This is a genomic window from Sorangium sp. So ce381, assembly GCF_051473845.1.
GTDB classification, from domain to species: Bacteria; Myxococcota_A; Polyangia; order Polyangiales; family Polyangiaceae; genus Sorangium; species Sorangium atrum.
In genome coordinates, this window is the sequence record NZ_CP150336.1 from 264,772 (window position 1) to 279,115 (window position 14,344).

The 14,344-nt window shown below is 71.2% G+C and carries 10 protein-coding genes; 3 read left to right on the forward strand and 7 right to left on the reverse strand.

Annotated features, from left to right (window positions below):
- Nucleotides 1-127: 127 nt before the first annotated feature.
- Nucleotides 128-1,576: a cytochrome P450 gene (locus tag WMF29_RS01035; RefSeq protein ID WP_437327048.1), complete on the reverse strand. Its 1,449-nt coding sequence runs from the start codon at nt 1,574-1,576 to the stop codon at nt 128-130.
- A gap of 81 nt (nt 1,577-1,657) precedes the next feature.
- On the opposite strand from WMF29_RS01035, the gene WMF29_RS01040 reads away from it, so the two are divergent.
- Both WMF29_RS01040 and WMF29_RS01045 read left to right on the forward strand, forming a co-directional pair.
- Complete coding sequence (locus WMF29_RS01040; protein ID WP_437327049.1) at nt 1,658-2,167, forward strand: bifunctional diaminohydroxyphosphoribosylaminopyrimidine deaminase/5-amino-6-(5-phosphoribosylamino)uracil reductase RibD; 510 nt, start codon at nt 1,658-1,660, stop codon at nt 2,165-2,167.
- A 314-nt stretch (nt 2,168-2,481) separates the two neighbouring features.
- Nucleotides 2,482-3,435 (forward strand): S1 family peptidase, encoded by a 954-nt coding sequence (locus WMF29_RS01045; protein ID WP_437327050.1) that lies wholly within the window; start codon nt 2,482-2,484, stop codon nt 3,433-3,435.
- Between the two features lie 55 nt (nt 3,436-3,490).
- Here the strand turns inward: WMF29_RS01045 and WMF29_RS01050 are convergent, their stop codons facing one another.
- From WMF29_RS01050 to WMF29_RS01070, 5 genes are all read right to left on the reverse strand, one after another.
- The gene (locus WMF29_RS01050) at nt 3,491-6,328 is read right to left on the reverse strand and encodes a hypothetical protein (protein ID WP_437327051.1); all 2,838 of its coding nucleotides are present in this window, start codon (nt 6,326-6,328) and stop codon (nt 3,491-3,493) included.
- Nucleotides 6,329-6,788: 460 nt separating this feature from the next.
- Nucleotides 6,789-8,018, reverse strand: coding sequence for a radical SAM protein (locus tag WMF29_RS01055; RefSeq protein ID WP_437327052.1), 1,230 nt, complete (start codon nt 8,016-8,018; stop codon nt 6,789-6,791).
- Between the two features lie 119 nt (nt 8,019-8,137).
- Nucleotides 8,138-8,554 (reverse strand): GAF domain-containing protein, encoded by a 417-nt coding sequence (locus WMF29_RS01060; RefSeq protein WP_437327053.1) that lies wholly within the window; start codon nt 8,552-8,554, stop codon nt 8,138-8,140.
- A gap of 46 nt (nt 8,555-8,600) precedes the next feature.
- Nucleotides 8,601-12,032 carry an ATP-binding protein gene (locus WMF29_RS01065; RefSeq protein ID WP_437327054.1) on the reverse strand — a complete coding sequence of 1,144 codons (3,432 nt, stop codon included), beginning with the start codon at nt 12,030-12,032 and terminating at the stop codon, nt 8,601-8,603.
- Between the two features lie 109 nt (nt 12,033-12,141).
- Entirely contained in the window at nt 12,142-12,780 is a 639-nt protein-coding gene (locus tag WMF29_RS01070; RefSeq protein WP_437327055.1) for a regulatory protein RecX, read from the reverse strand.
- A 189-nt stretch (nt 12,781-12,969) separates the two neighbouring features.
- On the opposite strand from WMF29_RS01070, the gene WMF29_RS01075 reads away from it, so the two are divergent.
- The gene (locus tag WMF29_RS01075) at nt 12,970-13,815 is read left to right on the forward strand and encodes a hypothetical protein (RefSeq protein ID WP_437327056.1); all 846 of its coding nucleotides are present in this window, start codon (nt 12,970-12,972) and stop codon (nt 13,813-13,815) included.
- Nucleotides 13,816-13,874: 59 nt separating this feature from the next.
- Here WMF29_RS01075 and WMF29_RS01080 read toward each other — a convergent pair whose 3' ends face one another.
- Nucleotides 13,875-14,285, reverse strand: coding sequence for a hypothetical protein (locus tag WMF29_RS01080; RefSeq protein ID WP_272097270.1), 411 nt, complete (start codon nt 14,283-14,285; stop codon nt 13,875-13,877).
- Between the last annotated feature and the right edge of the window lie 59 nt (nt 14,286-14,344).

A 14,344-nucleotide genomic window follows, 5' to 3' on the forward strand; every position in this document is an offset into this window, starting at 1 on the left:
GGACCACGAGGTAGCGCAGCTTTGCGGATGGGAAGGAGGTATGCACGTCTTGTCCGGATCGGCTCAGGGCGTCTCGGCCAGTGGGATCCACTCCAGCATTGCCCCCGGAGCAAGGCCCGATGGGACGTCAGCGGCGGCGGGGGGTGAAACGGACGAACAGCCCTTCCGGCTTCATCGTGAACCCGAGGAGCTCCTTCACGGGCCGCGCCGGGTCGACCAGCGATACATCGAAGTCGCGCGCGACCATGGCGCCCACCATCGCGCTCTCGACCATCGAGAGCGCGCGCCCGGGGCAGACCCGCGGGCCGCTGCCGAAGGCGAGGGCGGCGCGCGGATCGTGCTTGCCGGCGCCCGCTGGCCGCGGGGTCAGCCAGCGCTCCGGGACGAACGAGGCCGCGTCGTGGAAGTGCTCCTCCTTCAGGCCGATCTGCCGCGTCAGCAGGATCATCCGCGCTCCCGCCGCGAGCCTCAGCGGGCCGACCACCGTGTCCTCACAGGCCTCGATGAACAGGATCGGCGCGGCGGACTTCAGGCGCAGGGTCTCCTGCACGACCGCGCCGATCGTGCGCAGCCGCTGCGCGTGCTCCGGGCTCTCGGGCAGGTCCACGTCACCCAGCTCGGCGTCGACCTCGGCCCGCATCCGCGCCTGCACGTCGGGGCGCAGGGCCATGAAGTGGAGCATCCAGGCCATCGTGTCGGCCGTCGTGTCCTCGCCGGCGAGCAGCAGCGTGAGCACGTTGCCGAGCACCTCCTGCTCCGACAGCCGCGCCTTCGGGTCGTCGGCGTCGCGCGCCACGAGCAGCGCCTCGAGCAGCGAGCGAGGCGCCGCGGCCCGCGCCGGATCCCTGTCGAGCTCCGCGCGCGCCGTCCGGAGGATGTCCAGCATCCGCGTGCGCACCTCCGAGAGCGCCTGATCGAGCGCCCGATCCGCGGGCAGCTTGACGTGCCGCCAGTACGGAAATGGCGCGAAGATGCGGCGGTTGAGCGACGCGAAGACCGTCTCGAGCTGGTGCGACAGGGGGTCGGTGCCGCGCTCGATGAGGTTCATGTCGAGGCCGAACGCCACGGCGGTGGTGACATCCACCGTGTAACGGGCGAGGTCTCGCCGCGCGTCGACCGGCGCGCCCCGCGCGGCCGACGCGCGCCATCGTTCCCGGAGCCGGCGGGTGATCGTGGAGAGCGCGCCGTGGCTCTCGCGCAGCTGCCCGGGGGTGAACGCGCTCATCACGAGCCGCCGCTGCCGCGTCCACTGGTCGCCCTCGGCCGAGAAGACGCCGCCGAAGCCCATCTCGTCGATGAGCTCCTGCAGCGGGCTCCAGCGACGGAACTCCTTCGGCCGCTCGCGCAGGACGCGCTGGACGAGCTCGGCGCTGCCGACGACGACGACCGGCGTGCGGCCGAGCCGGAAGGTGTAGAGATCACCGTACTTGCGGTTCCAGCCCTCGAGCGTGAGGTGGAACTGGGTCGGCCGGATCTCGAGAAGGTTGCCGAGGAGCGGCAGCCTCCGCGGTCCTGGCAGCGTGGATGGATCGCTCACGCCCGCTGCGGGGGCGGCTTCTGCTCTGGCGGTCTCCATGGTCTCCTTTCGAGAGAGCGAAAGCGCCCTGCGCTGGCGCCGCCGCGGATCGAGGTACAACGTAGCTCGTCCTGGCGTGGCGTGGGCGCTCGCCGGCGCGCCGCCTTCGTCACGCGCCGGCATCGCGAGCGCGGCGGCGAGGCCGCCGGCATCGCGAGCGCGGCGGCGAGGCGTCCCTGGGCGAGCCGGCGCGTGACGAAGGCGGCGCGCCGGCTGCGGATCGACCGGCGGGCGAGCTCGCCGACGGCCGCTGCCACGCGGATGGCGCACGCCGAGGTCGACGCGCTCCGCAAGCTCGCCGGCCGCGCCGGGGGCGCCACGCTCTACGTCAACCTCGAGCCGTGCTGCCACCACGGCCGGACGCCCCCGTGCACGGATGCCCTCCTCCGCGCCGGTATCCGGCGCGTCGTGATCGGCATGATCGATCCGGACCCCCGGGTCTCCGGAAAGGGCGCGGCCCTCCTGGAGAGCGCCGGTATCGAGGTGGTGGTCGGCGTCTACGAGCCCACCTGCCGCGAGCTCAACCGCGCTTACATCGCCAGCACGGCAGAGCGCTTCGACCTGCCGGCCCGGGCGACGCCGGCGCCATGAGACGCCGCCGGGCCCGCGGGTCTCCATGGGAGAGCGCGCGAGGGCCGCGACCGCGGCGCCATGCCCTCTCCGGAAAGGAGCGAACGTCCGCGCCGTCCCTCCAGCGGTGATCGCCCCGACGAGATTCCCCCGCTCGCGCGCCATTCCAGGACTCCCCGCCACGCCCCGCGGCCGACTCGCGCGCTCGCGGAGCATGGCGCTGGCACTGCGCTTGTTATGCCCCCCGCGCGCCCGCGGGTCCGAGCGGCGCCGAACCGTGGGCGCCTCCGCAATCCGCCGCTCTAGACACCATTTCTGGACGGAAAGGTTGCAGTATGAAGAATGCCATCCCGATCGCGATCCTGTGCCTCGGCGGGCTCGGCTGCGCGGACGCACCTCCCGCGGGCGACGGCGAGCAGCCATTGCTCACGTCCCGACAGCGCATCATTGGAGGCGCTGTGGACACGACGCACGCCTATGTCGTGGGCGTGGGCAATCGGAACCGGGCGTACTGCAGCGGGACCCTCATCTCGCGGCGCACCGTGATCACGGCGGGGCACTGCTACGGCGCGCTCACGCGCGTCTTCTTCGGCCCGACCCTCGGGCGGCGGTCGGAGAGCGTGCGGATCGAGACGTCGAGGAGGCACCCCGCCTTCAATGCCGCAACCCTCCAGAACGACCTTACGCTCCTCGAGCTGGAGAGCGACGCGCCCATGCAGCCCGCGCCGCTCCTTCGCGAATCGATGGAAAATACCACCTGGTACGTCGGGCCGGACTACACCTTTGTCGGTTACGGTGTCTCCGACGGCGTCGCGGGGACGGGGTTCGGCATGCGCCGCGCCGTGACGTTCCCCATCCTGGCGGTCGGCCCGGCCCAGGTCGGCGGGACGCCGGGGACGATCGACGCGACTCAGTTCTATTACCAGGTTCCCGACATGAACACGTGCGCCGGCGACTCCGGAGGTCCGGCGTTCCTCGTGCGCGGGGGCGTCGAGCGCCACGCCGGCGTGACCTCGTTCGGCGACGACCCTTGCACGCTGGACGGGGTGCAGGCGCGCACCGATCTCGACCAGATAGTTCGCTTCATCCAGCCGACGATCGACGAGTTCGAAGCGGACAACCCGTGCCGCGCGGACGGCCTCTGCGAGGCGTCGTGTGATGTAGGCCCCGAGATCGTCGACCCCGATTGCGCCGATCTCCATTGCGGTGCAGATGGGGTGTGCGCCCTCGCCTGCGTGTCACCGCCCGACCCGGACTGCGCGCTCCGCGCCGGCGTGGAGGTGCGATGACGGGACAGGCGAAGGCCAGCGGGCGCCGGCCGCGCGCCGCCCTGCGAGGCGGAGCTCAGGGCGTGTCGGCCGGGTCCGCCGGGTCGCTGCCGGCGCTGCGCTCGTCGCCGTCGAGGAAGCCGTCCTCGTCCCGATCGACGCCGATGCGGTAGCCCGAGCCCGGCGGCGTACACGTGTAGGTGAAAGGTCGTCCTGTCGCGAGGGCGATCTGGCGGAGCACCGCGTCCGGGATCGGCGGCAGCGCCATCCGGTCGGCGACGAACTGCCCTGCTCCGGTGTGAAGAAAGCCGATCTCCTGCGAGGTCAGGTGGCTCTTCGCCACGAGATCACACTCGCCGGCGTCCGCCCTGGCGATCAGGAGATCGATCCGCGGAGCGGCGGCGGCCTGGTTGCCGGGCGCGAGCGTGACCTGCTGGCCGACGATCGGCGCGACGTTCGAGTCGAAGGCGAGCAGGAACGACTCGAGCTGTCGGCGGACCGCGTCGCCCGCCGGCGAGTCCGGCAGGCCGTTCGGGTTGTCAGGGAAGGTGCCGAACTGGGTGGTGAAGCCGGTGAACGGCGAGAAGCCCATTCCGCGGAAGAACCGGAACAGCGTGTCGAAGCTCCCGTCGTGCAGGAAGCCGAACCCCCGCACCTGGTCTCCCTTGGGGGCGTTGTCGCCGGGCAGGATGCCGAACAGCGGGGCGGCCATCCCGAACATCCCGACCTTCTGGTACATGTTGCGCAGGTGCGGCGTCTTGATGAGCTGCGGCTGGAAGTCGAACGTCATGTTGCCGTTCGTTCCAAAGAAGCCTGGCTTGTCGACGCCGGGATTGCCCTCCGGGTCGAGGACGTGACAGCCATTGCAGATGGCAGTGCCGTCCAGGTTGCTGCTCACGAAGGTGTCGCGCCCGGCCAGCTGATCCGGCGTGAGCGAGTTGTCCAGACGGCGGATCGGGTTGGGCGGATAGGTCACCTGCAGGATGAAGTCCGCGAACGCCTCCATGGAGGCGGCCGGGATCGGGCCGCTCCGGCCGAGGAGGTCGGTGAAGCCGGCCTGGAACTTCATGAACGCGGCGCGCTCGTCGAACGAGCCGCTGTCCGGCTGCGCGGTGGGCGCGTCGTTGCCGCCCGTGCGATCGCCGCGCCAGTGCATGGGGCCGTGGTTGGCCATGCCGCGCAGGCTCTGGGTCGTTGTCGGGCCCTTCATCGGGTGGAACTGCCGGGGCATCGGCTGCTGCGTGAAGAGGTTGAGCAGCGGGCCGACGAAGGGGCCCGGGTTGGTCGTGACCGGCTCGTCCGGATTGCCGAGATCCCACCCGAGGCTGTCGAAGTCGCCGAAGATATGGCAGCTCGCGCACGAGGAGTCGCCGTGCGCCGAACTCGATCGCGCGTCGTAGAGGAAGCGCCGCCCGAGCGTGACGCCCGGCGGCTCGGGGCTGTACATCGCGACGTGCGCCGTCTCGGCCCGGGTCGCGGTGTCGACGATCGAGATGGAGTTGTCGAAGCGGGTCAGCACGAACAGCTGGCCTCGCGCCTCGTCGAGCGCGAGCCCCGACGGGCCGCCGCCGCTCACCTCGATGTGGTCGGCCGCGTCGGGCACGAACGCGTCGCTCTCGAGCGCGGCCGTGCCGAGCACGCCGACCTTGCTCGACCCGAGCGCGGCCACGTAGAGCGTCGCGCCGTCGCGCGTGACGGCCATGTCGACCGGCTGGGCCAGGCTCGCCTCGCTCTCGGCGTTCGGCGTCGGGGCGCAGCAGACCGAGTAGTCGATGTGCTTGTTGAGGTGCCGCGGCGCGACGCGCGAGGGGGCGTTGCCGGGGCGGAGCACGGTGATCCGGCTCTCGTGGAGGTGGCCCCGCAGGCTCTGCCCGGCGAAGGCGCCGGGGCCCTCGAACCGCTGCTCGTTCCGCGCGTCGGTGTTGGAGACGTAGACCTTCCCGTTCACCGGGTTGACGACCATGTTGAAGAGGATCGTCCCGACGCCGGCGAAATGGCCCGAGGGCCCGGCGATCGGCCTCGGGGGGTTCGCCATGGCGTTGATGGCGAACACGTCCTTGTCGGGCAGCGAGAGCCGCACCTTCTCGTCCCAGGTGCGGCCGAGCTCGTCGACCCAGTGCGCGCCGTCGAACTTCACGATGAGGCTGACCTCGGGCGCCGGGTCGCCGAACGCGTTGGTCATCGGGCCCGGCGAGCCGCCGTTCGCCGCGCCGCCGTCGGGCACGAGCAGCTCGGTGACGACGGTGCTCCGGTTGCCCGAGTGGAAGCCGGCGGCGTAGACGCGCGCGCCGTCGGGCGTGGCGGCGAGCGCGCGCGGCGTGTCGGCGAAGAGGGTGAGGATCGCGAGCGGCTCGCCGCCGAGCGACGGGCCCAGCTGGCTCGCGTCGAACACCCAGACGTCGGCCCGGCCCACGCCCGGCGTGGTGAGCTGCGGATCGTTCGGGTTGTTCTGGCCGCGGTGCGCCGACGTGATGAAGGCGCGGCGCCGCCCGGGGCCGGCAAACACGATGTCTCTCGGCTCGTCGCCCACGAGCAGCGTGCGCTCGACGCGGCCGCCGTATCCGCCAGGGGACAGATCGACGACGCTGACGCTGTCGGACAGGTGGTTCACGACCCACACCTCGGTGTCGCTCCGCGCCGCCACGGCGACCGGATCCAGCCCGACCGGTATCGAGCTCCGGTGGACCAGCGCGCCGTGATGGACGCGGAAGACCTCGAGGCGGCCATCCGGCGTGTTGAGCGCGAAGAGCAGGTTTCCGCTGGGAGAGAGCGCGAGCGGGCGCACCTGCCCGCTCTCGAAGAGCGTGTAAGACGACCCGGCCAGGGCGGGGGCGCTGGCCGCGAGGACAAGAGAGGACGTCGCGGCGGACAAAAGACCGCCAGCGACCCTTCGCAGGGCGAACGGTGACTTCATGGGACCTCCTCGAGAAAGCGACTTCAGCAGCGATCCGGGATCAGGCGGTCATTGAACAACTAACACAGACACGCTCTTTGGGGATCCAGGAAAGAGCATTTATGTTTCAATGTTGAAATGCGCGCGGCGCGCATCGTACACCGCCCCACGATCATGACCCTTTTCAGGGGTGCGGCGCGTCATGAGGCAAGTAGTGAATGGCGACGCGCGCATCTCACCGGCGCGCGCACCCGAGCGACGGGTGGTGAGCCCATGTGCGTTCCAGCGGTGCGTATCAGCGATGCTCCTGCGATCGGGGGAGTTCGGTCGGGACGCAAGTTGGCTCTTCCGGGGTGCGAGGAGCACCGGACAGTGCGTCTGGTGAAATGAGACAGAGACCTCGCGGCAACAGGCCCAGTCGGCTCACGCGCGGCGAGGCGCGCGCGGGTTCGGCAGGAGCGGGGCGCCCGCCTGTGCGGCGCTACGGCGCTGCCGGTCCCCACAGCCCGGGCACGCGCGTCCCGCAGGATGGGCACGCGCCGCCGGAGAGGAGGACCTCCTGCGTCTCGTAGTTGAAACGCCGCACGACGACCTCGTGGCAGGCGGGGCAGCGTGTATGCGAGAGCTCACGGACGCGGTCGGCCACGTTGCTGACGTAAACGTACTTCATCCCCCGCGCATAGGCGACGCCCGCCACGTCGACGAGGAACGCCGGGTCGGTCGTCATGCGATCGCGCATCTTGTAACGCGGATAGAAGGCGTTGAGGTGCCAGGGGATGTCGGGGTCGACGCCGGCGATCTCGGCGCCGAGGGCGCGGAGTCCGGCCGCCTTGTCGTTGAAGCCGGGGACGACGAGCGTCACGACCTCGACCCAGTAGCCGAGGCGCCGGGCCTCGCCGATCGCCGCGAGCACCGGCTCGACGCGGCCGCCGAGCGTCCGGTATTGATCCGCGCTCCACCCCTTCAGGTCGACGCGGAACACGTCGGCGACCGGGCGCATGTACGCGAGCGCCTCGGGCGTCGTGTTGCCATCCGAGATGAGCGCCGTGACGAGCCCCCGCCGCTGCGCCTCGGCGAAGACGGCGCGCGCCCACTCGGCCGTGATCATCGGCTCGTTGTAGGCGCTCGCGAGGACCCCGCAGCCCGCCGCGACGGCCACCTCGACGAGATCCGCGGCGCTGATGTCGATTGGCTCGCCGTCGCCCTCCGGCTCGCGGAGGGCCTGGGAGACCTTCCAGTTCTGGCAATAGGGACAGCGCAGGTCGCACCCGAACATCCCGAAGGTGAGGGACCTCGCGCCGGGGCGCACATGGAAGATCGTGTTCGTCTCGACCGAACGCACGTAATGGCGCGCGACGTAGCCGAACGGGACGCGCAGCTCGCCGTCCTTCTCGAAGCGGATCCCGCACGCGCCCGCGCGCCCCGGCGCGAGGACGCAGCGGTGCGCGCACGCGGTGCACCGCAGATACCCCTCCTCGGGACCGGGCTCGTAGAGCGCGCCGGGCACGGTGCGGCGGGCGAGCTTCGCCGTGAGGGGCTCGCCCGTGGCGCCGCCCTCGCCAGGCCCGGCTGCGGCGCGCTCGCACGCGGGCTCGTTCGCGGCGCCGCGCACGAGGTCCTCCACGCGGACGTGCGGGCGGGCGTCCGGATCGCGCGCGTCGAGCGGAGCGTCGATCGCGGCTTTCGGGGCGCTGCGTCCGTTCGTCTCCATGGGAGATCGGGCATCGCTAGCATCGCAGCCGCGAAAAACAAGGGCCTTGTGGTGCGGTGGCGTGGCGATGCAGCGGCGCTGGGCGGGCAGCGAGGTGGCCCGGCGCGGGAGCGCTCTTGTCAGGCCGGCAGCGCGCCGGCGCCCTGCGCGAGCCGATCGAGCTCGTCCTGACCGAGCTCGCGCTCGCCGGCGAACGCGATCCCCACGACGGCGCGCACGCTCGCCGAGGCGTCGCGCACGGGCAGCGCCACCGCCGCCTGCGCCGCGACCGCCCTGGCCCCGGGCCGCACGTCGCCGGACGTGTCCGTCTGCAGGTTGCACGTCTGCACGGGCTGGTCGCGCTCCCAGGCGAGCCCGGCCATCCCCTTGCCCCGCGGGACGCGGCGCGTGATCTCCTGCACCTTCTCGGGGATGTTCACGGCGGCGGCCAGCGCGAGCGCATCGCCCTCGACGAGGTGCACCGTGCCAGCGATACCCCCGCTGTCGGCGACGAAGCTCCGAAGCCACGGCTCCAACGACTCTCGGCGCGCATGCATGCCCGCACCTTCGACCGTCGCGTGGCCTGCGTCAACCCGGGGGCGCTCACGCCTCGTCCTTCACCCGCTTGGGCCAGCGCACGACGAAGGTGGCTCCTGCGCCGGGACGCGACGAGACGGACACGCTCCCTCCGCGGCTCTGCACGATCTTCTTCACGACGGAGAGCCCTATCCCGGTGCCTTCCACCTTGTCGCGCGACTCGAGCGTATGAAAGAGATCCCAGATGCGCTCGTGGTACTCGGGCGCGATGCCGGGCCCGTTGTCGCTCACGGCGAACTCGAGGTAAGCGCCGGTGTCCTCACACGTCACCTCGACGTGCGCGTCGCTGCGGCGCGCGTGCTTCAGGGCGTTGCTGATGAGGTTCTGGAACACCTGCTGCATCGGGACGCGCTCCGCGGCGATCGTCGGCATCCCGGGCGCGATGTCGACCCGGGCGCCCTGGGGCGGCGAGAGCAGCTCGACGACCTCCGCGAGCAGATGGCCGGTGTCGACGTCGACCACGTCGCCGCGCAGGCGCCCTGCGCGCGAGTAATGGAGGATCCCGTCGATGAGCGCCTCGAGGCGGCGCACGCGCCCGCGCAGGAGGTGGATGTGCTCCTGCGTCTCGCCGTCCAGCTTCCCCGCCAGCGACTCCTCGATCCACTCGGACAGGTTCGCGATCCCCCGGAGGGGCGCCTTGAGGTCGTGCGAGGCGACGTAGGCGAACTGGTCGAGCTCCTGGTTCGTCTTCGCGAGCGCGGCGATGAGCTCCTCTCGGTGCTGGCTCAGCTGCTCGATCCGGCGCCGCGCGAGCACCTGATCGGTGATCTCGAAGGCGACCACCATGACGCCCGTGACGGCGCCGGAGGGGTCGCGGATGGGCTGAGCGACGTAGTTGAAGACGGCCTCGCTCACCGCGCCGCCGCGCCGGACGGGGATGGTCAGCTCGGTCATGCGCTGCGGCTGGCCGGCCGTGAGCGCGCGGTCCAGCATGGCGATCGCCTCGTGCTCGCCGAGCTCCGGGAACACCTCGCGCACGCTCTTCCCGACGAGGTCCTGCCGGCCGACCATCTCGCAGTACGGCGGGTTCGCGACCTCGTAGCGGTGCGCGGGGCCGGCGAACACCGCGATGGGGACCGGCGCCTGCATGAAGAGGTCGTACAGCCGCTCGCGCTCGCGCTCGGCCGCTGCCCGCAGGCGGGCGAGCTGGAGGTGCGTGGCGACGCGAGCGACGAGCTCGCGCGCGGAGAACGGCTTGGGGAGGTAGTCGTCCGCGCCCGCCTCGAGCCCCTCGACGCGCGACTCCTCCCCGGCGCGCGCGGAGAGCATGACGACCGGGACACCCCTCGTGCGCTCGTCGTCGCGCAGCGCGCGGAGCAGGCCGAAGCCGTCGAGGTTCGGCATCATGACGTCGGTGAGCACGAGATCCGGCGGGTCGCGGCGAGCCGACGCGAGCGCCTCGGCGCCATCGGCGACGGCCTCGACCGTCCAGCGCTCCCGCAGCACGCGCGCGACGTACTCGCGCATATCGGCGTTGTCGTCCGCGAGGAGGACGCGCGCCGCCGGGCCGACCGCGAGCGCGGCGTCGTCGGACGACGTCCGCGCCGCCGGGGCGAGGCGCTCGACGCCGTGATCGCGCTCTGCGCCGTGGGGCGAGCCGCCCTCCGCGCCGGGCAACCAGCGGAGCGCCTCCTGCACATAAGGCGCTGCGCCCGTGGTCGTCGACGGCAGCGTCCGCGCGGCGTTCACGCGGTCCTTCGGCAGGTGCGCGGTCCCGCGAGGCAGGGAGACCGTGAACGACGTCCCCACGGCGACCTCGCTCGTGACGTGGATGGCCCCGCCGTGGAGGCGGACGAGGTCGTGGACGAGCGCGAGCCCGATCCCGGACCCCTCGTGGGTGCGGGAGCGCGCGCCCTGGACGCGATGGAACCGCTTGAACAGGTGCGAGAGCTCCCGATCCGGGATGCCCGTCCCGGTGTCCCGCACGGTGAGCTCGACGCGATCGCCGTGCGCGCGGAGCGAGATCGAGACCGTCCCTTCGAACGTGAACTTGAGCGCGTTCGAGAGGAGATTGAGCACGATCTTCTCCCACATGTCGTGATCGACATAGATGGGCTCGGGCATCGGCGGGCAGTCCACCTCGAACGCGAGCCCCGCGCGCTCCATCGCCGAGCGGAAGGCGCTCGCGAGGTCCGCGGTCAGCGCGGAGAGATCGGTCGGCGCGTAGGACGCCTGGATCCGGCCCGCCTCGATGCGCGAGAAGTCGAGCAGCGCGTTGACCAGCTTGAGGAGCCGGCCCGCGTTGCGGTGCGCGGTCTCGAGATCCGCGCCCGACAGGCTCCGCTCCGCCGACGCGAGGGCGTCCTCGAGCGGCCCGAGCATCAGGGTGAGGGGCGTGCGGAACTCGTGGCTCACGTTGCTGAAAAACGTGGTCTTCGCGCGATCGAGCTCGGCGAGGGCCTCCGCTCGCCGCTTCTCCTCCTCGTACACCTGCGCGTTCGCGATGCTGGCCGAGATCTGGCCGGCGACGAGGTGGAGGAAGCCTCGGTAATCGTCGTCGAAGAGGCGGAATGGATTCAGCCCGACGATCAGGACCCCGGCGCGGCCCGTCTCCCCCGAAGGGGAGATCGCGAGCACGGCCGCCCGCGTCGGCGGCTTTTTCCACGCGCCGGTCGGGAGATCCCGGAGTTGTGGCGGCAACTCGACGACGCGGCAGGCCTCGTGCTCCCGCAGCGCCGTGGCGAGCGGCCACGGCGACTCGTCCGTGAGCGCGAGCGTCTCCGGGGCCGCGGCGTGCCCCTGCTCGAACCCCGTGCTGCCCGCGAGCTGCACGCGCCGCCGGTCCGGGTCGACGACGTAGAGGAGCGCGAACGGGAGATCCTTCGCGTTGGTCGCGAGCGAGCTCGCGCTGCGCGCGCACACGTCTTCCCACGAGCGCCCGTGCGCGGTCCGCGCCGCGAGGTCGCGGAGGAGGGAGAGCTGCCGCTCTCCGATGATTCGCCGCGTGTCGTCGGTATTGGCGCAGAGGATCCCGCCCGTGCCGCCCTGATCGTTCGGCACAGGGCTGTAGGAGAACGTGTAATACGTCTCCTCCTGGTAGCCGTTCCGCTCCATGATGAGGAGGAGCGCCTCGTCGTAGGTGCCCTCGTCGCGGCGCATCGCGGACGCGGCGCGCGGCTGGATCTGGCCCCAGATCTCGCGCCACACGACGGACGCGGGCTGCCCGAGCGCCTCGGGGTGCTTGCCGCCGACGATCGACTTGTAGGCATCGTTGTAGAGGTTGATGAGCGAGTCGCCCCACCAGACGAACATCGGCTGGCGCGACGTCAGGACGATGCGCACGCACGTCTTGAGGCTCTGGGGCCACGATGAGACCGGGCCGAGCGGCGTCTTCGACCAGTCGATCGCGCGCATGCGCGCGCCCATCTCTCCTCCCCCGGCCAGGACCGCGCCAGCATCCGCGCGATCCGGCGGCGAGCCATCCAGCTCGTGCGACATAGGGCTCCTTGTAGCGTGCGGTGAGTGGCGGGAGAAGGGCAGAAAAACGATGGGTTTTGGTCGCCCGGGTGATCCACCGCACGCGGAGGGGCCGGCGCGGCGGCGCCGTTCACGGCGGCGCGTCGAGCACCGCGCGCAGCGCCCGGCGCGCCACGTCGGGCGAATAGCCCTGGCGCGCGAGGAAAGCGTAGAGCTTCTGCCGCTGCTCCGCCGGAGCGAGCCCCGAGAGCGAGCGGAGCTTCTTGCGCGCCGCCCGCTCGGCCACGGCGGACTCGTCCGTTCCTTCGTCGGCCATCACCTGCCGTATGGCCGCGTCCGCCACGTCGCGCGAGACGCCTTTGCGGGCGAGGTCCTGCTCGATCCTGCGGCGCGAACGGGGCTTGCCCACGATGCCGGAGCGCGCCTTGGCCTCCGCGAAGCGCGCGTCGTCGAGCAGCCCGCTCGCGGTGAGGCGGTCGATGGCGGTCGTCACGTGCTCCCTGGGCTCGCCCTTCTCGAGCAGGCGCTTCTCCAGCTCCCTGGCCGATCGCGCACGGAACGACAGGAGCCGCAGCGCCCGCTCGTAGGTCTTCTGCTCGCCCGCGGCGGTCTTCCGGGGCGGCTCCGCCGCGGCCCCGGGGCTGCTCTGCCCGGGGGCCAGGCCGGCGGCGGCCTGCTCGGGCACCGTGGCGAAGGGGACCCCATCCACCAGGATGACGACGTGGCCGGGCTTGTCAGGCGAGGGGGCGATCCCCGTGATGATCGGCATGCTCGAGGGACGATGGCGCACCCCGCGCGGGCCGCAAGCCCCTGTTCACCCCGCCTGCTCACGGCCGCGGCAGGGCGCCTGCTGGCTCGCCTCACCTGAACGATCGCGTCTGCCTGGTGGAGCCGTCGACACGGAATTTGACACGCCGGGGCGCGCTGGCGTTTCCTGCTCGCGAGGAGACAGGACGCCATGCCCGGGCAACGGCTCGTCTACAAGCTGCTGAACGACACCATCGATGTCAGGGTCGTGGTGGGCTACATGCCGACGACGAGGGCGCTGGCAGTGGACCAGACCGAGCCCGAGAAGCTCGACCAGTGGTGGTGGGACGCGGGGGGCAGGCGGCCTGTCGGCGTCGACAAGCCAACCATGTCGATCGAGTACATCGCCGCCTATCCCAAGAAGCTCGGATACCTGATGATGATCCAGGTCCTGTGGGTGCCCGGCACCGATCTTGCGGTCCTGGAGAAGAACTCTTTCGACATAAACCGCCTCACCACGTTCGGGGATGGGCTGGCCACGATCGACGGCGGCAAGGTGGGGGCCCCGGCGCGCCTGCGCACCGGGCGGGAAGCGCCGCACAGCACGTATCCTTTCTTCGCCTACAACGCGGCGTACTACAAGCCGCTGAAGGGTCAGCAGGCCACGAGGACGTTCCGGCACAAGGACTACGCGAGCGCGGCGGGCAGCCACTCCGCGCTCATCTTCGACTGCGTCCTGGTCGCCAAGCTGAAGACCGAGGTCGCCCCGCTGAGCAGCCTCTCTCTGAAGCTCGCTCCCTCGAAGCCGAAGGCACAGCCCAACTTCGGCGTGCTCGACTCGTTCATCTGGGGAATGGACAACTACAAAGAGGCGGTCTTGAAGAGGCGGGCGGACATCTCTCCGCTGATGACACAGGTCCTCGCCAACGAGTACCCCAACACGAAGCTCGAATGGCTGACGGACCCCAGCAAGATTGACACGCTTTACGAGCCCTTCGCGACGGGGTCGACGAAGACGGGCTCCACGTCGACGGGCGGCAGCAAGACGTTCGATTGAGGGCCGCGGCGCCCGCTCGCCGTTCACGAGCCCGCTCTCCGCTGGCCTCCGCCCCGGGATCACCTCTTCTCGACGCGCAGCCGACTCCCCTCCAGCACGACGTCGTACGTCGCCTCGGAGGAGGGGAAGATCGCCTTCCAGTCGCCCGTCGGGTGGTAGAAGAAGACGTAGAGCGCCACCATCCCCTTCGCGGGCGGCGACACCGAGATCTCCTTCTTCGTGCCGGGGAACACCACGGCTGTCTCCAGCACCGAGTCGTCCGGCGCCGTCACCTGGAGAGAGGCCGCCTGGTACGTCTCTTCGAGGTACGTCTTCGAGTCGACGTTGCGGACCACGAGGTAGCAGGGCCGGTTCTCGTTCAGCGCGTCGTCCGGGCGCACGTGGAATTGCACCTGCGACTTGCACCCGAGCACCGCCGGCGCCGCGAGGGCGGCCGCGAGCAAGGGGAGGGGCAGGCTGGGCAGTCGCACGCGGCGATTATCCCGTGACCGCGCAAAGGAATCCACTTTGCCGGCGAGCGCCCGCGACG

Bases quoted from the DNA above. Each gene is read 5' to 3' on its own strand.
- WMF29_RS01035 (WP_437327048.1), bottom strand. From the start codon at position 1,576: ATGGAGACCGCCAGAGCAGAAGCCGCCCCCGCAGCGGGCGTGAGCGAT.
- WMF29_RS01045 (WP_437327050.1), top strand. From the start codon at position 2,482: ATGAAGAATGCCATCCCGATCGCGATCCTGTGCCTCGGCGGGCTCGGC.
- WMF29_RS01050 (WP_437327051.1), bottom strand. From the start codon at position 6,328: ATGAAGTCACCGTTCGCCCTGCGAAGGGTCGCTGGCGGTCTTTTGTCC.
- WMF29_RS01055 (WP_437327052.1), bottom strand. From the start codon at position 8,018: ATGGAGACGAACGGACGCAGCGCCCCGAAAGCCGCGATCGACGCTCCG.
- WMF29_RS01060 (WP_437327053.1), bottom strand. From the start codon at position 8,554: ATGCATGCGCGCCGAGAGTCGTTGGAGCCGTGGCTTCGGAGCTTCGTC.
- WMF29_RS01065 (WP_437327054.1), bottom strand. From the start codon at position 12,032: ATGTCGCACGAGCTGGATGGCTCGCCGCCGGATCGCGCGGATGCTGGC.
- WMF29_RS01070 (WP_437327055.1), bottom strand. From the start codon at position 12,780: ATGCCGATCATCACGGGGATCGCCCCCTCGCCTGACAAGCCCGGCCAC.
- WMF29_RS01075 (WP_437327056.1), top strand. From the start codon at position 12,970: ATGCCCGGGCAACGGCTCGTCTACAAGCTGCTGAACGACACCATCGAT.